The 19,246-nt window shown below is 70.8% G+C and carries 18 protein-coding genes; 6 read left to right on the top strand and 12 right to left on the bottom strand.

All coding sequences use genetic code 11. The features are described from left to right. Positions 1-23 precede the first annotated feature (23 nt). From ACZ7LE_RS06405 to ACZ7LE_RS06390, 4 genes are all read right to left on the bottom strand, one after another. Positions 24-767 carry an SDR family NAD(P)-dependent oxidoreductase gene (locus ACZ7LE_RS06405; protein WP_470402471.1) on the bottom strand — a complete coding sequence of 248 codons (744 nt, stop codon included), beginning with the start codon at positions 765-767 and terminating at the stop codon, positions 24-26. 32 nt (positions 768-799) lie between these two features. Beyond that, complete coding sequence (locus tag ACZ7LE_RS06400) at positions 800-1,588, bottom strand: carbohydrate ABC transporter permease (RefSeq protein ID WP_470402470.1); 789 nt, start codon at positions 1,586-1,588, stop codon at positions 800-802. A 2-nt stretch (positions 1,589-1,590) separates the two neighbouring features. Further along, on the bottom strand, positions 1,591-2,538 hold the full coding sequence (locus ACZ7LE_RS06395) for a carbohydrate ABC transporter permease (protein ID WP_470402469.1): 948 nt from the start codon (positions 2,536-2,538) through the stop codon (positions 1,591-1,593). A gap of 109 nt (positions 2,539-2,647) precedes the next feature. Continuing rightward, positions 2,648-4,039, bottom strand: coding sequence for an ABC transporter substrate-binding protein (locus tag ACZ7LE_RS06390; RefSeq protein WP_470402468.1), 1,392 nt, complete (start codon positions 4,037-4,039; stop codon positions 2,648-2,650). Positions 4,040-4,192: 153 nt separating this feature from the next. Here ACZ7LE_RS06390 and ACZ7LE_RS06385 point away from each other — a divergent pair, with 153 nt between their 5' ends. The 4 genes from ACZ7LE_RS06385 to ACZ7LE_RS06370 all read left to right on the top strand — a co-directional run bounded on the left by ACZ7LE_RS06385 (position 4,193) and on the right by ACZ7LE_RS06370 (position 9,030). Continuing rightward, positions 4,193-5,248 (top strand): LacI family DNA-binding transcriptional regulator, encoded by a 1,056-nt coding sequence (locus ACZ7LE_RS06385; RefSeq protein WP_470402467.1) that lies wholly within the window; start codon positions 4,193-4,195, stop codon positions 5,246-5,248. A gap of 51 nt (positions 5,249-5,299) precedes the next feature. Then, positions 5,300-6,589 (top strand): endo-1,4-beta-xylanase, encoded by a 1,290-nt coding sequence (locus ACZ7LE_RS06380; RefSeq protein WP_470402466.1) that lies wholly within the window; start codon positions 5,300-5,302, stop codon positions 6,587-6,589. Positions 6,590-6,717: 128 nt separating this feature from the next. After that, the gene (locus tag ACZ7LE_RS06375; protein ID WP_470402465.1) at positions 6,718-8,517 is read left to right on the top strand and encodes a galactose-binding domain-containing protein; all 1,800 of its coding nucleotides are present in this window, start codon (positions 6,718-6,720) and stop codon (positions 8,515-8,517) included. A 147-nt stretch (positions 8,518-8,664) separates the two neighbouring features. Beyond that, positions 8,665-9,030, top strand: coding sequence for a nuclear transport factor 2 family protein (locus ACZ7LE_RS06370; RefSeq protein WP_470402464.1), 366 nt, complete (start codon positions 8,665-8,667; stop codon positions 9,028-9,030). Between the two features lie 15 nt (positions 9,031-9,045). Here ACZ7LE_RS06370 and ACZ7LE_RS06365 read toward each other — a convergent pair whose 3' ends face one another. From ACZ7LE_RS06365 to ACZ7LE_RS06335, 7 genes are all read right to left on the bottom strand, one after another. After that, entirely contained in the window at positions 9,046-9,342 is a 297-nt protein-coding gene (locus ACZ7LE_RS06365) for a hypothetical protein (protein ID WP_470402463.1), read from the bottom strand. Between the two features lie 68 nt (positions 9,343-9,410). Beyond that, a complete protein-coding gene (locus ACZ7LE_RS06360; protein WP_470402462.1) occupies positions 9,411-9,947 on the bottom strand; it encodes an AAA family ATPase in 537 nt (178 codons plus the stop codon). Continuing rightward, positions 9,944-10,243 carry a hypothetical protein gene (locus tag ACZ7LE_RS06355; protein WP_470402461.1) on the bottom strand — a complete coding sequence of 100 codons (300 nt, stop codon included), beginning with the start codon at positions 10,241-10,243 and terminating at the stop codon, positions 9,944-9,946. Before ACZ7LE_RS06355 ends, ACZ7LE_RS06360 begins: the two co-directional genes overlap by 4 nt. Positions 10,244-10,510: 267 nt before the next feature. Further along, positions 10,511-11,596 (bottom strand): redox-regulated ATPase YchF, encoded by a 1,086-nt coding sequence (gene ychF / locus ACZ7LE_RS06350; protein ID WP_470402460.1) that lies wholly within the window; start codon positions 11,594-11,596, stop codon positions 10,511-10,513. An 11-nt stretch (positions 11,597-11,607) separates the two neighbouring features. Next, on the bottom strand, positions 11,608-12,384 hold the full coding sequence (locus ACZ7LE_RS06345; protein ID WP_470402459.1) for a DinB family protein: 777 nt from the start codon (positions 12,382-12,384) through the stop codon (positions 11,608-11,610). A 73-nt stretch (positions 12,385-12,457) separates the two neighbouring features. Next, the gene (locus ACZ7LE_RS06340; protein WP_470402458.1) at positions 12,458-14,071 is read right to left on the bottom strand and encodes a hypothetical protein; all 1,614 of its coding nucleotides are present in this window, start codon (positions 14,069-14,071) and stop codon (positions 12,458-12,460) included. Further along, complete coding sequence (locus tag ACZ7LE_RS06335) at positions 14,053-14,883, bottom strand: ABC transporter ATP-binding protein (protein ID WP_470402457.1); 831 nt, start codon at positions 14,881-14,883, stop codon at positions 14,053-14,055. Before ACZ7LE_RS06335 ends, ACZ7LE_RS06340 begins: the two co-directional genes overlap by 19 nt. A 196-nt stretch (positions 14,884-15,079) precedes the next feature. Between ACZ7LE_RS06335 and rmuC the strand changes: the two genes are divergently transcribed. Next, positions 15,080-16,579, top strand: a complete 1,500-nt coding sequence (rmuC, locus tag ACZ7LE_RS06330) for a DNA recombination protein RmuC (RefSeq protein WP_470402456.1) — start codon at positions 15,080-15,082, stop codon at positions 16,577-16,579. 277 nt (positions 16,580-16,856) lie between these two features. Here the strand turns inward: rmuC and ACZ7LE_RS06325 are convergent, their stop codons facing one another. After that, complete coding sequence (locus ACZ7LE_RS06325; RefSeq protein ID WP_470402455.1) at positions 16,857-17,894, bottom strand: 4-hydroxy-3-methylbut-2-enyl diphosphate reductase; 1,038 nt, start codon at positions 17,892-17,894, stop codon at positions 16,857-16,859. Between the two features lie 63 nt (positions 17,895-17,957). On the opposite strand from ACZ7LE_RS06325, the gene xseA reads away from it, so the two are divergent. Further along, the gene (gene xseA, locus ACZ7LE_RS06320; protein WP_470402454.1) at positions 17,958-19,220 is read left to right on the top strand and encodes an exodeoxyribonuclease VII large subunit; all 1,263 of its coding nucleotides are present in this window, start codon (positions 17,958-17,960) and stop codon (positions 19,218-19,220) included. Positions 19,221-19,246 lie beyond the last annotated feature (26 nt).

Here is a 19,246-nt window from a genome sequence, read left to right as displayed (position 1 = left end):
TGTCCGTCGGTCCGGGACGGGAGTCAGACCTGGCTCATGCCGCCGTCGACCGTCAGCTCAACGCCCGCGACGAAGCTCGACTCGTCGCTCGCGAGGAAGCACACGGCGGCCGCGACCTCCTCCGGACGACCGACGCGGCGCAGCGGGATCTGCGCGACGACCGCCGCCTCGACGTCGTCCGACCCTCCGGTGAACGCGTCGAAGCCCGCGGTGCGGGTCGGTCCCGGGCTCACCGCGTTCGCGCGGATCCCGCGGTGGCCGAGCTCAGCCGTCAGCGTGCGGGCCAGGGACCGCACGGCCGCCTTGCTCGCGTTGTAGACGGCGTGGCCGGGGCCGCCGTTGGTGCCGGCGATCGACGACGTCAGCACGATCGACGCACCGTCGGCCAGGTGCCCGGCCAGCGCCCGCACCGTGAAGAGCGCGCCCCGGAAGGTCAGCCCCGCGACGGCGTCGAACTTCTCCGGCGTCAGCTCGGCCACCGGCGTGGGCTCGACGTCGCGGCCCGCGTTGACGTGCAGCACGTCGACCGGCTGGCCGAGCCGGCCGACGGCGTCCGCCAGCCGCTCCAGGTCCGCGACGCTCGACGCGTCGCCGACGACGCCGACCGCCCGCGGCCCGAGCCGGGCGACCGCCGCGTCGACCGAGGCGGCGGACGGCGAGGTCACCACGACGGTCGCGCCCTCCGCGACGAAGCGGGTCGCGACGGCCAGGCCGATGCCGGCCGTCCCCGCGGTGACGACGGCGAGCCGTCCTTCGAGCAGGCCCATGGGGGTTTCCTCCGTGTTCGGTCGAGCCGTGTTCACTTGAGCGCACCCGCCGCGAGGCCCCGCTCGAAGTACTTCTGGAGCGCGAGGTAGGCGACGAGCATGGGGACGGCGGCGATGACCGCCGCGGCGAGCACCCCGGTCTGGTCGTTCGTGTACTGGCTGACGAAGTACGACGGGAGCAGCGTGAGGACCTGCCGGCCGGGGTCGTTGAGCATGAGCATCGGCAGCAGGTACGCGTTCCACGCCGAGATGAGCGTGAGCACGACGATCGCGGCCGCGATCGGGCGGGTGAGCGGCAGGACCACCTGCCAGAAGACCTGCCAGATGTTCGCGCCGTCGACGCGGGCGGCCTCCATGAGCTCCGAGGGGATGCCGTCGTAGAAGTTGCGGGCCAGCAGCACCGTGAACGGGATCTGCAGCGCGGCGACCGGGAGGATCACCGCGACGAGCTGGTTGTACATGTCGAAGGCGGACGCGGTGACGAACAGCGGCGTCAGCAGCACCGCCTCGGGCATCGTCAGCGCCAGGAGCAGCGCCCAGAACCAGATCTCCTTGCCCGCGATGCGTAGCTTGGAGAACCCGAACGCGGCGAGCATGGTGCAGGCGTAGACGATGAGGATCGCGAAGACCGAGATGAGCACGGAGTTGAGCAGGTAGGTGGGCAGGACGCCCGTCTCCCAGACCTTGACGTAGTTGCCGAGGCCGCGGCCGCCGAGCGACCCCTGGACCATCGCCACCAGCGGCGCGAGGAACGGCAGCGCCAGCAGGGTCACGACGACCTGGATCACGACCCTCGAGGTGCGCGAACGTGTCACGAGCATGGTCAGGCCCTTCCCTCTCGGCGGTTGCGCAGCGACATGAAGACGCCGCAGGCGAGTGCGAGGACCAGGAGGGCGACCGAGATCGCGGCGGCATAGCCGAACCGCTTCTCCGACAGCATCGTGTGGTAGATGTACGTGCCCAGGAACTCGGTCGCGTAGTTGGGGCCGCCCTTGGTGATGAGGTACGGCCAGTCGAACGTCTTCAGGGCGCCGATCAGGCCGAGGGTCGCGAGCGCGACCGTGGTGCCCTTGCACATCGGCCACACGACGGACCACAGGGTCCGCAGGTTGCCGGCGCCGTCCATCCGGGCCGCCTCGAGCACCTCGGTGTCGATCTGGCTCATGGCGGCGTAGAAGAGGATGAAGGTGAGCCCGGTCCACTGCCAGATCGTGGCGAGCATGACCACGGCCATCGCGGTGGCGCCCCCGGCCAGCCAGGTCTGCGCGAGACCGTCGAGACCGACGGCCCTCAGGAACGTGTTGAGCTGACCGTCCGCGTCGAAGATCTGGCGGAAGACGGGCGCCATCGTGGCGGGGGCGAGCACGGTCGGCACGAAGATCACGACCTTGTACACCCCGCGCAGGTAGACCTGGGAGTGCATGAGCGCCGCGAACGTGAAGCCGAGCGCCGTCTGCACGGTGAACGTGACCACGTAGAAGACGGCCGTGTGCTCCAGCGCCTTCCAGAAGACAGGGTCACCGAACATCTCGGCGAAGTTCGCGAGCCCCAGGAACGCGGGCTCCGTGAGGATGAAGCCGTTCCAGTCGAGGGTGGAGACGTAGCCGGTGTAGCCGATCGAGAAGTAGATCAGCCCGACCACCACGACGACCGCGGGCAGGATCCACGGCAGGCCGTTGGCCGTCGGCTTCAGCCCGTGGCGGCGGGGTCGCGCGGCGGGCGCGCCTCCGGTGGGTGTCGCGGCGTCAGGCAGCGTTGCGCTGAGGCTCATTGCTTGTCCTTCGGGTGGGTTGAGGGTCGGACGACGCCGCGCCGGGCGGCTCGTGCCAGGAGGAGGGGTTGGGCCGGCCGCAAGGGGTCGGCCGACCCAACCCGGTCGTTCACTCCGCGTCGACGACGTCCTGGAGGGTCTGGAGCGCGTCCGGGACCGACACGTCCCCGCTGGCGACGCCGACCAGCGCGTCGCGGAAGGCCGTGTTGAGCTCGGAGCTGACGGAGGCGAAGCGCGGCTGCGTGGCTGCCGCGGCCTGCTCGCTGTAGGCGGAGAGCACGTCTGCCTGTGCCTCCGGGTCCACGAGGTCGATCTGGCCCCAGTCAGGGGTGACGCCCTGCAGCGCGGGGATGTTGTTCAGCGTGTTCGCCACGGACTGCTGGCCGGCCTGCGACGTGGAGAGCCAGGTGACGAACGTGGTGGCCGCCGCCTGGTCGTCCGAGCGGCCGGAGACGGCGAGGCCGTAGTCCGCGTCACCGAACATGTTGCCCACCTGGCCGGTGCCGGCAAGGTCCGGGAAGTCCACGGGGACGAGGGTGATCGGCTCGGGGTCCGACACGCCGGCCGCCTCCATCGCGGTGACCATCGAGTCCTTGACGGCGTACTGGGTGTACCAGGAGCCCATCATGATCATGGCGTACTTGCCCTGCATGAACTCGTTGTTCGCGTCGGGGTACTGCTGCAGGCCGACCGCGCCGTCCTGCATGATCCCCTCGTCGAACAGCGACTTCCAGGTCTCCATCGCCTGCGTGAACTTCTGGCCGGAGTCGCCCTCGGTGTACGACGCCTCGCCGAGCGAGGCCTTCTGGTACAGCCCGGGCTCGATGTTCTCGACGATGGCCTCGAAGGTGTCCATGTCGAACGCCCACTGTCCGGCACCCTGGACGAAGCAGCCCTCGCCGGCCGCCTCGAGCGTGTCGCACACCTGCTTCCAGGAGGCGAGGTCCGTCGGGGGCTCCAGGCCGTACTCGTCGAAGATCCCCTGGTTGATCCACAGGTTGCCCGAGTAGACGGCTCCGGCGGACAGCCCTACCAGCTTGTCGTCCACGGTCAGGCCGCTGACACCGAGCTCGGAGACCTTGCTCGCCCAGTCGGCGCCGAGGGCCTTCTCCACCGCCGGGGTGAGGTCGATCGCCCCGGGCCCGAAGGTGTCGACGCCGCCGTTCGCGGAACCGGGCGCCACATTGAACACGTCCGGCCCGTCAGACGACGTGATCGCCGGCGACAGCACCGAGTCGTAGCTGTCGATCGGCTTCGAGACGAACTCGACCTCGATGTCGGGGTACTCCTCGTTGAAGGCCGCGATCAGCTTCTCCGCGTTGTTCGCGTCGGGCGTCCAGCCCCACCAGGTGATGCTGCCCTTGGTCGCGTCACCGCTCACGGCTCCGCCCTGGCCGCCCATCGCGCTCGGGGTGCACGCCGCCAGGAGGAGGCTCGCCGTGGCCACCGCCGCGACAGCACCGACGCGACGGCCGGACAACGTCTTCTTCGACGTCTGCATCTCTGCATCCTTTCCTCGTCCTCGCGACCGCTGCGGTCTCAGCGAGGCGCGAAAGTTTCTTTAAGGCTTTCGCTTGCCGGTACGATAGGGTTCGTGCCACGACGGCGTCAACACCCGTCGTGCACGTTGTTCGACACCGAGGAGGGGCGCGAGATGACAGGGACGGCCACGAGGCCCGAGGCCGGCGCGGGGAAGAAGGAGCGGCGCGGCGGTGTCACGATCGCCGAGGTCGCCGAGGCCGCCGGGGTCTCGGCCCCCACGGTCTCGAAGGTCCTCAACGGCCGCCCGGGAGTCTCCGCGGCCACGCGCCGCCAGGTGGAGGAGGTGCTCGCCGAGCGCGGCTACGAGCAGCGCCGGCCGCACCCGGGCGCCGGGAGCGGCCTCGTCGACTTCGTGGTCGAGACCCTCGACACCCAGTGGGCCACGACCCTCCTGCGCGGCGCCCAGACCGAGGCCGCCCGGCTGGGTCTCGACCTGGTGCTCACCACCGCCAGCGGCGACTCGTTCGGCACGGCGGCCTGGGTCGACCACCTCGCCGAGCGCGGCTCGGAGGGTGTCGTCCTGGTGGCGGCGCACGTGCACGAGTCGGTCGAGTCCGAGCTGTCCCGGCTGCGCATGCCCGTGGTGCTCGTGGACCCGATCGGCGCCGCTCCCCCGTCGCTGCCGACGGTCGCCGCCACGAACTGGGCCGGCGGGCGCGACGCGACGGAGCACCTCATCGCGCTGGGCCACACCCGGATCGCCGTGATCACCGGCCCGATGGACGAGGAGGCGCACCGCGACCGCCTCGACGGCTACCGCAGCGCGCTGCAGCGGCACGGCCTGCCCGTCGACGAGCTGCTGGTCCGCCACGGCGACTCGCTGGTCGGCGGCGGCCGCGAGCACGGTCACGAGCTGCTCTCGCTCCCGGACCGCCCGACCGCCGTCGTCTCCGGCTCGGACGAGCAGGCCTACGGCGTCTACCTCGCCGCCGAGGAGCTCGGGCTCTCGGTGCCGGCGGACGTGTCCGTCGTCGGGTTCGACGACGTCGAGCTGTGCCAGTGGGTCACGCCGCACCTGACCACGGTGCGCCAGCCGCTGCTCGAGATGGGACGCGAGGCGACGCGCATCGTCATCGAGATGTCCCGCAACGAGCTGAGGCCGGCCCTGCGCACCGAGCTGGCCACGTCGCTCGTCGAGCGTCGCTCGACGGCCGCCCCGCGGCAGTGACGCCGCGCCAAGCCTGCCCGCACCCGTGAACTCCCGTTAAGGAAACTTTCCATGAACCATCGCGTCGCGATCACCGCCGATCCTCGCTACTCCCACCGGCACACCCGGGCCACCGTCACGGTCACCGACGGCGCGGGCCGGCCCCTGGCGGGACGGGAGGTCCGCGTCGAGCAGACCGGGCACGTGTTCCTGTTCGGCAACATCGGCTTTGACTTCGTCGGCCTGGCCGACGACCTCGGCACGACGTCGCCCTCCTCGCCGTTCGGCGGGGCGTCGGTCGAGGCCGCGCGCACCCTCGCGCCGCTGTGGCTCGACCTGTTCAACCAGGTGACGCTCCCGTTCTACTGGCGCGGGTTCGAGCCCGTGCGTGGCGAGCCCGACACCGAGCGGCTGCGCCGCACCGCGGCGTGGTTCGCCGAACGCGGCGTCGCCGTCAAGGGGCACCCGCTGCTGTGGCACACGATGGCGCCCACCTGGCTGCTCGACCTCTCCGACGAGGAGGTCGAGCGGGAGATCCGGCTCCGGATCACGCGCGAGATCTCGACGCTCGGCGACGTCGTGCCCACGTGGGACGCGATCAACGAGGTGGTGATCATGCCGGTGTTCGACCGGGAGGACAACGCGGTCACCCGCCTCGCGCAGCGCCTCGGCCGGACCGGCATGGTGCGCCTCGCGGTCGACACCGCCCGGAAGGCCGCCCAGGACGCCGGCCGGCCCGTCTCGCTCCTGCTCAACGACTTCAACCTCTCGCCCGACTACGAGCGGCTCGTCGAGGAGGTGCTCGACGCCGGCATCCGGATCGACGCGCTCGGGCTGCAGTCGCACATGCACCAGGGCTACCGGGGCGAGGAGTACTTCGCCGACGTGCTCGACCGGTTCAGCCGCTTCGGGCTGCCGCTGCACCTCACCGAGAACACGCTGCTGTCCGGCGACCTCATGCCGGCCGAGATCACCGACCTGAACGACTACGTCGTCGACCACTGGCCGTCGACGCCCGAGGGCGAGGACCGGCAGGCCGAGGAGATCGTGCGCCACTACAGCCAGCTCGTCGCGCACCCCGCCGTCCAGGCCGTCAACTACTGGGGGATCACCGACGAGGGCGCCTGGCTGGGCGCTCCGTGCGGGCTCGTGCGCACCGACCGCACGCCCAAGCCCGCGTACGAGGCCTTGAAGGGCCTGATCAAGGGCGCGTGGTGGCTGCCGCCGACGACCACGCGCACCGACGAGCACGGCCGGCTCGAGATCGACGCCTTCGCGGGCGACTTCCGGGTCAGCGCGGGCGGCGGCGCGGCGGACCTCACGCTGCCCGCCGGCGAGCAGGAGCGATCGATCGCCCTCTGACCTGTGCGCCGGGACTCGCTCCGCCCTTGACACCACATCGGCCGACCACCATTCTACTTTTGCACGTATAGCGGCAGAAGTCGCATGGTCGTCGCTATCAACCGACAAAGTCGTCAATCGGAGCATCCATGCAGATCTCGCTACCTTCGACTCGTGCCCGTCGCCTCACCACGGCCCTGACGGGCGGCGCGCTCCTCGCGGGCACCCTCGCCGGGGCCCCGGCCGTCGCCGCTCCCTCGGCCCTTGCAGCCGCCGCTCCGACCACCACGGCGGCCCAAGCCTGCGGGGAGGACGACGGGCTCCCCGACTCCAAGATCTCCATCCAGCTGTACACCCATGTCGGCGAGCTCGGGTCCGGGACACCGACCCCCGAGACGATCGACCGCGTGCTCGGCGAGGTGGCCGACGCCGGGTTCACCAACGTCGAGCCGTTCAGCCAGCCCTACTCGATGCCCGTCGACGACTACAAGGCGATCCTCGACCGCCACGGCCTCGAGGTGTCCTCGAGCCACGGCAGCACCGACTGGGACACATGGCCCGCCACGGTCGACTACGCCGTCGCGCTGGGCCAGGACTACATCGGGACCGGCGGGATGGCCGGCAACTACGGCACCTACGAGGAAGCCGTCGCGACCGCGGCATACGTCAACCAGCTCGGCCGGTACGCGCACGAGAACGGCGCGAACAAGATCGTGCTGCACAACCACCAGAGCGAGTTCACCACGCGCTACCCCGACCCGGAGACGGGCGAGATGGTCAGCGCCTGGCAGGTCATCGAGGAGAACACCGACCCGCGCTACGTGACGTTCCAGCTCGACGTCGGCTGGGCCGCGGACGCCGGCATCGACGTCCCCGCGTGGATCGAGGAGTACGGGGACCGCATCGAGCTCCTGCACGTCAAGGACGCCGTGAACGTCAACGCCCAGGGCGACATGCGGCAGGTCGCCCTGGGCAGCGGCGAGATGGACCTGCCCGCGATCATCGCCGCGGCCGAGCCGTACGTGCAGTACTACACCTACGAGTGGGACAACGCGCCGTCGTTCGAGACGTCTGCGGAGTCCTACCGGTACCTGCGCTGCTACCTGGCCGACGGCGGGGGCGACGTCTGCGAGCCCAACGACGGTCCGTCGCTGGCGCTGGGCCGGCCGGTGACCACGTCCAGCATCGACGACCCCACGCGCACCGGCGAGATGGCGGTGGACGGCAATGCCGGCACCCGGTGGGGCAGCCAGTGGAGCGAGCCGGAGTGGATCGCGGTGGACCTCGGGGCCGAGTACGACCTCAGCCGGGTCGTGATCGACTGGGAGACGGCGTACGCGTCGGGGTACGAGATCCAGACCTCGCCGGACGGCGAGACCTGGACCACGGTGCACTCCGTCACCGACGGCGATGGTTTCTTCGACGAGATCGACCTCTCGGGCACGGGCCGGCACGTGCGCCTCTACGCGACCGAGCGCGCCACGCAGTGGGGCTTCTCGATCTACGAGCTCGAGATCTACGGCACGCCGAGCGGCGCGGAGCCGGCGCCAGAGCCCGTGACGCGCGGCGCCGGATACTGGACGTCGGAGTTCCGGCAGGTCAGGAACCCCGACCACACGACCGACGAGCTGCTGTGCCTCCTGTCGAGCACGCGCGCGCAGAGCGACGTGTTCGACGAGGTGGTCGACCTGAGCACGCCGGACGACGCCGTGCAGGTGCTGTGGCCGCGCCACCACGACGAGCGGGTCGATGCGTTCGACCGGCAGATGCTGAGTGTGTGGCTCAACGTCAACGCGGGCTCGGTCGCCCTGGAGGACAGGGTTCGCGGGGGCGGCACGGTCGGCGATCTGCTGGTTGCCGCAGAGACCGCGCGGCTTGACGAGGACTCGACGTGGCGGGAGCTCCGGGGATACAAGAAGACGCTGGAGGCGGTGAACACCCGGCACTGACCGACGCTCGGCCGGGGTCGGGTTGCGCTCGTCGAGGCGTGGTCCGGCCCCCGCCGTCCGTCCATGGGGAGCGCGACGGGGCCGTCGTGATTTCGCTTGCGGGAGATATGCCCGCAATCGTCCGGTCCCGGTGCCTAGACTCGGGCGATGAGTCTTCTTGCCGCGGAGCATGCGCTCCAAGCCGCCCAGCGGGCCGGCGACGTCAACGCACTGGAGGCGTTGCTGCACCCTCGGTGCGTCGGCACCGGCCCGGACGGGTCCGTGTTCTCCAAGGACGACGACCTGGAGAGCTACCGCTCGGGTTCACTGCGGGTCACCCGCCTGGAGGAGGAGTCGCTGGACGTCCGGGAGGACGCCGTGAGCGGGGTGACCCGGCTGGTCGCCGCGGTGGAGGCGATCCAGGGCGGCACCGCGGTCTCCGCACGGCTGATCTACACGCGTCTCTGGCTGCGTTCGGACGAGGGTTGGCAGGTGCTGGCTGCCACGCTCGCGCCGGCCGCCGAGCCCGCCTGACCGGACCGGACGGGGTCAATCGGTTGTCACGTCAGCGGCCGAGACAGCCAGCGTTCCCAAGCCATTCGCCGTACGGACCCCATGCTTGAACGTCACCTGGACTACCCCTTTGGTCTCGACGAGTTCGATATCTGCTTCGATCCAGAACTCAAGGGGGAAACTCGACGCTGGGGTGATATCCAGCGTGGTGAGAACAGGAACCTTGTCGATGATGCGATGATCCTCGCCGCTGGCATCGCGGACGGATGCCTCGATGAATCCGGGAAAGTTGTCTGACTCCCACCTGACGGCGGTAGCCCGCACTCTTGCCATCGGGACAGCCTATGGTGGCGCGTGGTTTTGGTGCGTCGCCCCGCGACCTCTCGCCACCTGCGATGTCTTCACGGCAGCAGGCTGTTGAACACCTGGCGTGCCAAACCTGCGGGTTCCTGCCCCTCGACGTGCAGGCGTAGGCCGCCCGGCAGGTGCGCCACATGATGCGAGTAGGCCTCGTGCTCCGCGCGGAGGAACTCTGGATCCTTACTCACCCCGCGTCCGGAATCTGCGCGCGCTCGAGCGAGTGAGGCGTCGAAGTCCGCTGTCAGCACGACGTGGAAAACGTCGTTGCCCTCGGGCACCTGGTCAAGGACCTGTTGCACCTCGGTCGGGTTGGACGTGCCTTCGTCGACCACGATGTCGATGTCAGTCGTCAGCCAGGCACCGACCAGCTGTGCATGGATCCCATGAGCCCAGTCCCAGTCCGGAAGAGTCGGCAGCGCCATCTCCGCGACGGTGTCGAGGTCGGTGAGCGCCACCGAGAAGCCCTCCAGCCGTAGCAGCCGGACCAGTTCGACAGCCAGTGTGCTCTTCCCGGACGCGATCGGGCCGCTGATCATGACCAGCCGCGAACGCGCACGGCGCTGGACCTTGTCGGTCACCTCCTGACCGTGTTCTCGAACGGCTCCGCCAACAGCACTACCCGATCGCTCTCGACGTCGAACCCGAGCAGGGGATGGTGCCCGTCGCCGCCTTCGGAGCTGATCAGCACTGGTTTCGCCACTTGCCGTCCGATCGCGGATAGGAACTCGCAGAACAGGTCGAGGCGGTCCTGCCCCTGGAGTTCCCACAGGTCGACGTCAAAATCGATCTCGTCCGCCGAGTGGAAGCGGAAGATCGCCAATGCGTCGGCGGCGAGCCCAGACCTGTAGGTCTGGGCTCGCGTCGTCCGATGCACGCGACAGAACGGTTTCCGCCCGTGGCACCGGTACTACCGCTTGCCCGTCGAAGTACTGGTGCTTCCAACCGCGCTCGGCGATGAGCTCGAGGACGGCCTGCCAGTCCTGGACCGACGCCCCGGGAACGAGCAAGTCCGGCAACCTACCCATCAGATCGGGGTCGAAGAACGGTTTGACTTCGTCCCACAGCAGGTCAGCCACTCGCAGATCTTGCCTCTGCGCCGGAGTTCCTCGCCAGCCAATTCACGCGACAGAGGCACTGGTTGTTAGACGTTGAAGCGGAACTCCACCACGTCGCCGTCCTGCATGACGTAGTCCTTGCCCTCGATGCGGGCCTTGCCCGCCGCCTTCGCCGCGGCGACCGAGCCGGTCTCGACGAGGTCGTCGAACGAGATGACCTCGGCCTTGATGAAGCCGCGCTCGAAGTCGGTGTGGATCACGCCGGCGGCCTGCGGTGCCGTCCAGCCGCGGTGGATGGTCCAGGCGCGCGACTCCTTGGGGCCCGCGGTGAGGTAGGTCTGCAGGCCGAGCGTGTCGAAGCCGACGCGGGCGAGCTGGTCCAGGCCGGACTCCTCCTGGCCTGTCTCCGCGAGCATCTCGGCGGCCTCGTCGGGCTCGAGCTCGACGAGCTCGGACTCGAACTTCGCGTCCAGGAAGATCGCCTGCGCGGGCGCGACGACCTTGCGCAGCGCCTCCTGGGAGGCGGTGTCGGCCAGGCCGGCGTCGTCGGTGTTGAAGACGTAGATGAACGGCTTGGCCGTCATGAGCTGGAGGCTGGCGATCTCGGCGAGGTCCAGGCCGGCGTCGGCGGCGCCCTGGTAGAGCGTCACGCCGCTGTCGAGGATCTCCTGCGCCTTCTTGGCCGCCGCGTACAGGACGGGGTCGCCGCGCTTGATCTTGACCTCCTTCTCCATCCTCGGCAGGGCCTTCTCGAGGGTCTGGAGGTCGGCCAGGATGAGCTCGGTGGAGATCGTCTCGATGTCGCCGGGGGCGTCGAGCGAGCCGTCGACCCGCACCACGTCCGGGTCGTCGAAGGCACGTGTGACCTGGCAGATCGCGTCGGCCTCGCGGATGTTCGCGAGGAACTTGTTGCCCAGGCCCTCACCCTCGGAGGCGCCCTTGACGATGCCCGCGATATCGACGAACGACACCGTCGCCGGCAGGATCCGCTGGCTCTCGAAGATCTCGGCCAGCTTGCTCAGCCGCTCGTCGGGCAGCGAGACCACGCCGACGTTGGGCTCGATCGTGGCGAACGGGTAGTTCGCCGCGAGCACCTGGTTGCGGGTCAGAGCGTTGAAGAGGGTGGACTTGCCGACGTTGGGCAGGCCGACGATGCCGATAGTGAGAGCCACGTCGCGCAAGTTTACGTGGACGGAGCGGCGCCCGCGTCGATCAGGTCCAGGTCCCGGGTCGCGTACTGGTGGTGCTGCCACTCCTCGGTGAGGATCACCCACACGCACTGGGCCGCGACGAAGGCCTCGGACTGGTCCATCCAGGGCGGCGGCTCGGCCGGGGTGCCCGCCTGCTCCGGCGAGACACCGGCCAGGTATTCCCGCACCTCGCGCAGCCGGCCCCGGCGCACCTCCAGCACCTCGTCGTACGACGGCGCCGCGGCCGGGTCGATCCCGAGGTCCGGCGCCCCGGCGGCGAACCCGGAGTGCGGCATGCCGGCCGGCCAGAACACGTCGTCCCGCCGCCCCTGCGCGCCCCAGCGCAGCCAGCCGTCCGTGCAGAACACGAGATGCCGCAGGGTCTGGGCGAACGACCACTCGTCGTCGACCGAGACGTCCACCGTGCCCGGCGGCATCGACGCGACGCGCTCGACCGTGGCCTGCCACATGCGCTCGTAGGCGTCCAGAGCCGCGCGCAGCCCCGCGATCGTACGGTCCTGGAGCAGGGCGCGCTCCGGGTACCGCTTGTTCAGCTCCGCCTCGATCAGGGGCTCGACCTCGACGCCGTTGATGCGCAGGTCGTAGATGTCTCCGTCGATGTCGGCACCGGCCAGCTCGACGCCGCGCATCCGCACGCCGTTCAGGGCGACCTCGCGGAACGAGGCGCCGCTCATGTCGGCTCGGCGCACGACGGCTCCGCGGAGGTCGGCGCCCTCGATGCCGTCGACTCGTCCTGTGATCTGATTCATGCCGGTGACGCTACGCCGAGCCTCTGACACTCGGCCGCCGGGGCGCGACCCGTGCGGGCCGCGCCCCGTACGGTCACGGGAACGACTGCACCTGCTGCAGCAGCTCCGGCAGCCGTCGGTCGTACACGCGGGCGCCGAACCGCACCGCCAGCACCAGGACCACGACGCCGTACACGACGCCGACCACCAGGGTGGCGACGCCCCACAGCACGCCGCCCAGCACCAGGGCCGCGATCCCTACCGCGAACACCGGGACCGACAGCCCGAGGGTGATCACGAAGCCGATGCCCTGCGACACCATGGTGGCCACGGCGGCGCCCTGCGGGGACTTCAGCGGGCTCTCGCCCGGCTTGGCCACCGGGTAGACGAGCCGGGCGGAGACCGCGCACGCCACGGCCGTGCTGACCAGCAGCGAGCCGAGAGCCAGCCCCAGCAGCGGCAGCGTGAGGTGCCAGGCGTCAGCCACCCAGACCGACGCGATCACGGTGGCCGCGCTGACCACGGGCCCCACGGTGAGCATCGGGATGGCCCGGCCCCACCGGTCCGCCCGGCCGTCGACACCGGAGGCGACGTGCAGCGCGAACGCCGTGTTGTCGTAGGCGATGTCGTTGGAGATGCTGAAGCCGAGGATCCAGGCCACGAACGGCCCCGTCGCGAGCAGCAGGAAGTAGTTGCCCGTGCTCTGGCCGGAGAAGTACATGATCACGGGCAGCAGCGGGACGATCGCCAGCGATCCCGAGTAGCGCGGGTCGCGCAACCAGTACGTGGCGGTCCGCGCCGTCACGGCCCAGGTGGGCGAGAACGGGACCCGGCCGAACGCACCGAGGCCCTTCGCCCGGCCACCGCCGCCGTCGCCGACGGGCGGGCGCTCCAGGGCGCGGCCCAGCGCGCGGTCCCAGACCAGCCAGCCCAGGGCGATGGTGCCGAGCGCGACGGCGAGCCGCCCCGCCAGACCGGCCCAGTCGCCGTCGTGCGCGGTGCCCGCGAGCGCCCAGGCGGCGCCGAACGGCGTCCACCCCACGAAGCCGGCCGCCTGCTCGAAGACGGGTAGGAGCTGCATGCCGGTGCTGCTCTCCGGGTCCGCCTCCATGGACACCTCGACGCCGTTGGCGAGCCAGCCGATCATCGGGCCGATCGACACCACCAGCACGAGCGCCACGAGCGTGACGACCTCGCGGTAGCGCCGGGACTCGAGCACGGGCGCCAGGAGCGTGGTGATGGCGCGGGAGCCGATGACGCAGGTCGCGACGCCGAGCGTCCCGCCGGCGAGTGCCACCAGCAGCGTGCCCGGCTCCAGCACCCAGGCGAAGGAGGTGCCGAGGACGACCAGGACGGTCGCAATGCCGGGCACGGAGACCAGGCCCGCGACGGCTAGCCCGGCCACGAGGGTGCGCCGGGGGATCGCGAACGTGGCGAACCGGTGCGGGTCCAGGGTGGCGTCGACGCCAAAGGCGAAGATCGGGATGATCCACCAGCCCAGGACGGTCAGGGCCCCGCCGAGCGTGATCGCCAGCCCGGCCCACGCCGGGTCCTGCAGCACGCCGAGGCCCACGACGGCGACGACCACCAGGCCGACGATGCTGAGGGCGTACAGCGAGGCGACGACCAGGCCGATCGTCTGCCACACGCTCTTGCGGAACGTGTTGCCCATCAGTGTCAGCTTGAGGGTCAGGAACCGCGCAACCATGAGAGCCCCTCCGAGTGCTGGCGACCGCCGACGAGGTCGACGAACCGGTCCTCCAGGCTCTGCTCCCCGCGCACCTCGTCGACGGTGCCCGCGGCGAGGACCTGCCCCGCCGCCATCACCGCGACGTGGTCGCACATGCGCTGCACCAGGTCCATCACGTGGCTGGAGACGATCACGGTGCCGCCGGCCGACACGTAGTCCTTGAGGATGTCGCGGATGTTGGCCGCGCTCACCGGGTCCACCGCCTCGAACGGCTCGTCCAGGACGAGGGTGCGCGGGGCGTGGATCATGGCGCTGCCCAGCGCGATCTTCTTGGTCATGCCCGCGGAGTAGTCGACGACGAACGTGTCGGCGTCGGCGCCGAGGTCGAACGCCTGGAGCAGGTCGTTCGTGCGCTCGACGACAGTGGCCTTGTCCATGCCGCGCAGCATCCCGGCGTACGTGAGGAGCTGGCGGCCGGTCAGGCGGTCGAAGAGGCGGACGCCGTCGGGCAGGACGCCGAGGGTGGCCTTGGCCTCGTCAGGGCGGGCCCAGAGGTCCACGCCCTGCACCCACGCGGTACCGAAGTCCGGGCGCAGCAGGCCGGTGGCCATCGAGAGCATGGTGGTCTTGCCCGCGCCGTTGGGGCCGACCAGGCCGTAGAACGAGCCGCGTGGCACGTCCAGGCTGACGCCGGAGACGGCGATCTTCTGCCCGAACCGCTTCCAGAGGCCGCGGACGCTGAGCGCTGCCGACGGGTCGTACGGGGGCGGCTCCGGGGCGCCCTGCGGGCCGGCGCTGCCCGGCGGGCCGGGGTCGACTGGGGTCGTCATGGCACCCAACCTAGCCGGGACCTCCGACGCACCGGATCCGACGCGAGGATGAGGGCGGGTGATAGTCCGTCCGTCTCCGGTTGGACAACGTCACCTGCGGTGATACGGGACCGATGTCCGGCGCATACCGGACGATCGGGGCAGCTCGGGGTGTCGGCGCACGGGACTGTCGGTGGCTCGTGGCAGCCTGTCGCCCATGGACATCGCCGCAACGATTCTGCTGGCCCTCGGCGCCCTCGTCGTCGGTGCGCTGCTGGGGTGGCTCGGGCACGCACAGCGCAGCACCTCGGCCGTGCGCGAGGCGGACCTGGAGGCCGTGCGGCTGCGCGCCCAGGTCGAGTCGGCCGAACGTCAGGTGGAGGCCGCGCGGGACCGGGCGGACGAGCAGATCGCCGACGCACGGGAGCGCGCCGCCGAGCAGATCGCGGCCGCGCGCACCGAGCAGGAGCACGCGCGGCGCCAGTTCCAGGCGCTCGCCGGCGACGCGCTGGACGCCAACAGCAAGCGGTTCCTGGAGCTGGCGGAGGAGCGGCTCAAGCGGTCGGCGTCGGCCGGGGAGCAGGCCCTCGCCCAGCGCGAGCAGGCCGTGAAGTCGCTGGTGGACCCGCTGACCAAGGCCGTCGAGCTGGTGCGCAGCGAGGTGCTCCAGGCGGAGAAGGCCCGCATCGAGGGTCAGGGCGCCCTGGTCGAGCAGATGCGCAACGTCGCCGAGGTGTCGACGGACCTGCGCAACGGCACGGCCGACCTGGTCACGGCGCTGCGCTCGTCGCAGACCCGCGGCGCGTGGGGCGAGCTGCAGCTCCGCAAGGTCGTGGAGTCCGCGGGCATGATCAACCGCGTCGACTTCACCGAGCAGGCGCAGGTCACCACGGAGGACGGCGTCCTCCGCCCGGACATGGTCATCAACCTCGCCGGCGGCAAGCGCGTCGTCGTCGACTCCAAGGTCGCGTTCCTGGGCTTCCTGGAGGCCCAGCAGTCCGACGACGCCGCGTACCGCGAGCAGCGCCTCGACGCGCACGTGCGGCACATGCGCAAGCACGTGGACGACCTGGCCGGCAAGAAGTACTGGAACCAGTTCGAGCCGGCGCCGGAGTTCGTCGTGATGTTCGTGCCCGCCGAGGCGTTCCTGTCGGCGTCCCTGGAGCGTGCCCCCGAGCTGCTGGAGTACGCGGCGCAGAAGAACGTCATCATCGCCACGCCCACCACGATGCTCGCGCTGCTGCGCACCGTCGCCTACGCCTGGCGGCAGGAGGCCCTCGCCGAGAACGCGCAGCGCGTGCTCACCGTCGGCAAGGAGCTGTACGCGCGCCTCGTCACGATGACCGGCCACGTCACCCGGACGGGACGCGCGCTGGAGTCGGCGACCAAGAGCTACAACCAGATGATCGGCTCGCTGGAGCGCAACGTGCTCACGTCGGCCCGCCGGATGGTCGAGCTCGACGTGGTCGACGAGAAGGACGGCATCGAGGAGATCCGGGGCATCGAGGAGGTGCCGCGGCCGATCACCAAGCCCGAGCTGCTGGCCGCCGAGGAGGGCGGCGTCGTCGCGATCGACCGGGCGCAGGACCAGGAGACCGACGGGATCCTGGTCCAGGCGCTGGAGGTCACCGAGCTCGCGGTGTCCGACCGGCGCGCGCTGGAGGCGGTCGAGGACGCCGCCGCCAAGAGCGAGGCAAAGGACAGCGCGGCGGGCTGAGCGCGGCGCGAGCCGGGCTAGGCGCGGGCCGGGCTGAGCGCGGCGCGGGCCGGGCTGAGCGGGACGCGGGCCGGGCTGAGCGCGGCGCGGGGAGCGCGCCCCGGCCGGATCCGGGTGGTCGGTAGAACGTCAGGTGGTCGGCCACCCGGGTTGCCGACCACCTGACGTTCTACCGACCACCCGATCTACCGACCACTTGATCCGCCGACCACCCCGCGCCCCGGCAGCAGCGCTCAGCCAGGCAGCAGCGCACCCGCGCTCAGCCGGGCACCCGCGCTCAGGCCTGCGGGAGCTCCTTGCGGGCCTCGCGGCGCGGGCGCTTGGTCTCCTCACCCGCGGCCTTGAGGCCGGCGCGCAGCTCGCGCGGCAGCGAGAACATCAGGTCCTCGGTGGCGGTCCGCACCTCGTCCACGGTGCCGAAGCCGTGCTCCGCGAGGTGCGCGATGACGTCCTGCACCAGGATCTCCGGGACCGAGGCGCCCGAGGTCACGCCGACCGTGGTGACGCCCTCCAGCCACTCGTCCTTGATCTCCGTCTTGCGGTCCACGCGGTACGACGCCGCGGCGCCCGACTGGAGCGCCACCTCGACCAGCCGCACCGAGTTGGACGAGTTCGCCGAGCCGACCACGATGACCAGGTCGCAGTCCGGCGCCAGCTTCTTCACCGCGACCTGGCGGTTCTGCGTGGCGTAGCAGATGTCATCGCTGGGCGGGTCCTGCAGCGACGGGAACTTCTCGCGCAGCCGGCGGACGGTCTCCATGGTCTCGTCCACGGAGAGCGTGGTCTGCGAGATCCACACGACCTTGTCGGGGTCGCGCACCACGACCTGGTCCACCTCGTCGGGCGAGTTGACGACCTGCACGTGCTCGGGCGCCTCGCCGGCGGTGCCCTCGACCTCCTCGTGACCGGTGTGCCCGATCAGCAGGATGTCGTAGTCGTCCTTGGCGAACCGCACGGCCTCCTTGTGCACCTTGGTGACCAGGGGGCAGGTCGCGTCGATCGTGTCGAGGCTCCGCGCCACGGCCGAGGCGCGGACGGCGGGCGACACCCCGTGCGCGGAGAACACGAGCCGGCTGCCCTCGGGCACCTCGTCGGTCTCGTTGACGAAGATGGCGCCGCGCTCGCGCAGCGTCTCGACCACGTGCTTGTTGTGCACGATCTCCTTGCGCACGTACACGGGTGCGCCATAGGTCTCCAGGGCCTTCTCGACGGCGACCACGGCGCGGTCCACTCCGGCGCAATAACCACGGGGTGCAGCCAGCAGGACGCGCTTCGTCTTGGTCCGGGCAGGGCGCTCAGGGCTCGTGACACTCACAGGATCAGTCTAGGGGCGGTGTGCGGAGGGCTTGTGTCGGTGGTGGGTGGCAGGGTTGGACACGTGACGGAACCGACCCAGCAGACCCTCCCGACCGAGCTGCCCCGCAAGGCGCTCGACACCACGCCCACCAGTCCCTGGCCGGTGCGCGTGCTCTCGGAGAAGATCAAGGGCTACATCGACAAGATGCCGCCGGTCTGGGTCGAGGGCCAGGTGGTGCAGTTCAACCTGCGGCCCGGTTCCGGCATGCAGTGGCTGACGCTCCGCGACACGGACGCCGACGCGTCCCTGCCCGTGACGATCTTCTCGCGCGTGCTGAGCACCCTGGCGCAGCCGCCGGCCGAGGGCGACCACGTGGTGGTGCACGCCAAGCCTGTCTTCTGGACCAAGCGCGGCACCCTGCAGATGCAGGCGAACGAGATCAAGGCCGTCGGCGTGGGCGAGCTGCTGGCCCGGATCGAGGCCCTGAAGAAGGTGCTCGCCGCGGAGGGCCTGTTCGACGCCTCCCGCAAGCGCAGCCTCCCGTTCCTGCCCGCCGTCGTCGGGCTGGTGTGCGGGCGCGAGTCCAAGGCGGAGCACGACGTCGTGGTCAACGCCCGCGCCCGCTGGCCCCAGGTGCGGTTCGAGATCCGCGAGGTCGCTGTGCAGGGCGTCAACGCCGTCCGCGAGGTGTCGAACGCCATCACCGAGCTCGACCAGGACCCGCGGGTCGACGTCATCGTCGTGGCGCGCGGCGGCGGCTCGGTCGAGGACCTCCTGCCGTTCAGCAACGAGTCGCTGGTGCGCACGGTGTCGCAGGTCCGCACGCCGCTGGTCAGCGCCATCGGGCACGAGACCGACGCACCGCTGCTCGACCTGGTCGCCGACTACCGCGCCTCCACCCCCACCGACGCCGCCAAGCGCATCGTGCCCGACGTCTCCGAGGAACGGCTCCGCCTGAACCAGGCCCGCTCCCGCATGCGCGGCGCTGTCGCGGCCATGCTCGACCGCGAGCAGCGCGGGCTCGACGGCGTCCGCTCGCGCCCCGTCCTCGCGACGCCGCGGACGATGCTGGAGTCGCGCGAACGCGACGTCCTCCAGGCGATCCGGCACGGCCGGCACGCCCTCGACGCGCTGCTGCTGCGGGCGAGCGGCGAGATCGGCCGGCTCGGCGCCCAGGTCAGGGCGCTGTCGCCCGCCTCGACCCTGGAGCGCGGCTACGCCGTCGTGCAGCGCGCGGACGGCCACGTGGTGCGCCGTCCCGACGACGTGACGGTCGGGGCGGGCGTGCACGTGCGCCTGGCGCAGGGCGCGCTCGACGCGGAGGTCACCGCGACTATTCCCTAGGCCGGCGCACCAGCCGGTGTGAAGGT

The sequence above is a fragment of the Promicromonospora sp. NPDC110617 genome (assembly GCF_055598465.1).
The sequence above is the reverse complement of the archived record's forward strand: the minus strand, read 5'-3'. Positions and strand labels throughout refer to the sequence as shown.

What these genes read in the sequence shown, in the direction of transcription:
- ACZ7LE_RS06365 (WP_470402463.1), bottom strand. Translation starts at nt 9,342, where the DNA reads ATGGCAAGAGTGCGGGCTACCGCCGTCAGGTGGGAGTCAGACAACTTT.
- ACZ7LE_RS06390 (WP_470402468.1), bottom strand. Translation starts at nt 4,039, where the DNA reads ATGCAGACGTCGAAGAAGACGTTGTCCGGCCGTCGCGTCGGTGCTGTC.
- ACZ7LE_RS06345 (WP_470402459.1), bottom strand. Translation starts at nt 12,384, where the DNA reads ATGAATCAGATCACAGGACGAGTCGACGGCATCGAGGGCGCCGACCTC.
- ACZ7LE_RS06405 (WP_470402471.1), bottom strand. Translation starts at nt 767, where the DNA reads ATGGGCCTGCTCGAAGGACGGCTCGCCGTCGTCACCGCGGGGACGGCC.
- rmuC (WP_470402456.1), top strand. Translation starts at nt 15,080, where the DNA reads ATGGACATCGCCGCAACGATTCTGCTGGCCCTCGGCGCCCTCGTCGTC.
- ACZ7LE_RS06335 (WP_470402457.1), bottom strand. Translation starts at nt 14,883, where the DNA reads ATGACGACCCCAGTCGACCCCGGCCCGCCGGGCAGCGCCGGCCCGCAG.
- ACZ7LE_RS06395 (WP_470402469.1), bottom strand. Translation starts at nt 2,538, where the DNA reads ATGAGCCTCAGCGCAACGCTGCCTGACGCCGCGACACCCACCGGAGGC.
- ACZ7LE_RS06380 (WP_470402466.1), top strand. Translation starts at nt 5,300, where the DNA reads ATGAACCATCGCGTCGCGATCACCGCCGATCCTCGCTACTCCCACCGG.
- ACZ7LE_RS06385 (WP_470402467.1), top strand. Translation starts at nt 4,193, where the DNA reads ATGACAGGGACGGCCACGAGGCCCGAGGCCGGCGCGGGGAAGAAGGAG.
- ACZ7LE_RS06375 (WP_470402465.1), top strand. Translation starts at nt 6,718, where the DNA reads ATGCAGATCTCGCTACCTTCGACTCGTGCCCGTCGCCTCACCACGGCC.
- ACZ7LE_RS06370 (WP_470402464.1), top strand. Translation starts at nt 8,665, where the DNA reads ATGAGTCTTCTTGCCGCGGAGCATGCGCTCCAAGCCGCCCAGCGGGCC.
- ACZ7LE_RS06400 (WP_470402470.1), bottom strand. Translation starts at nt 1,588, where the DNA reads ATGCTCGTGACACGTTCGCGCACCTCGAGGGTCGTGATCCAGGTCGTC.
- ACZ7LE_RS06340 (WP_470402458.1), bottom strand. Translation starts at nt 14,071, where the DNA reads ATGGTTGCGCGGTTCCTGACCCTCAAGCTGACACTGATGGGCAACACG.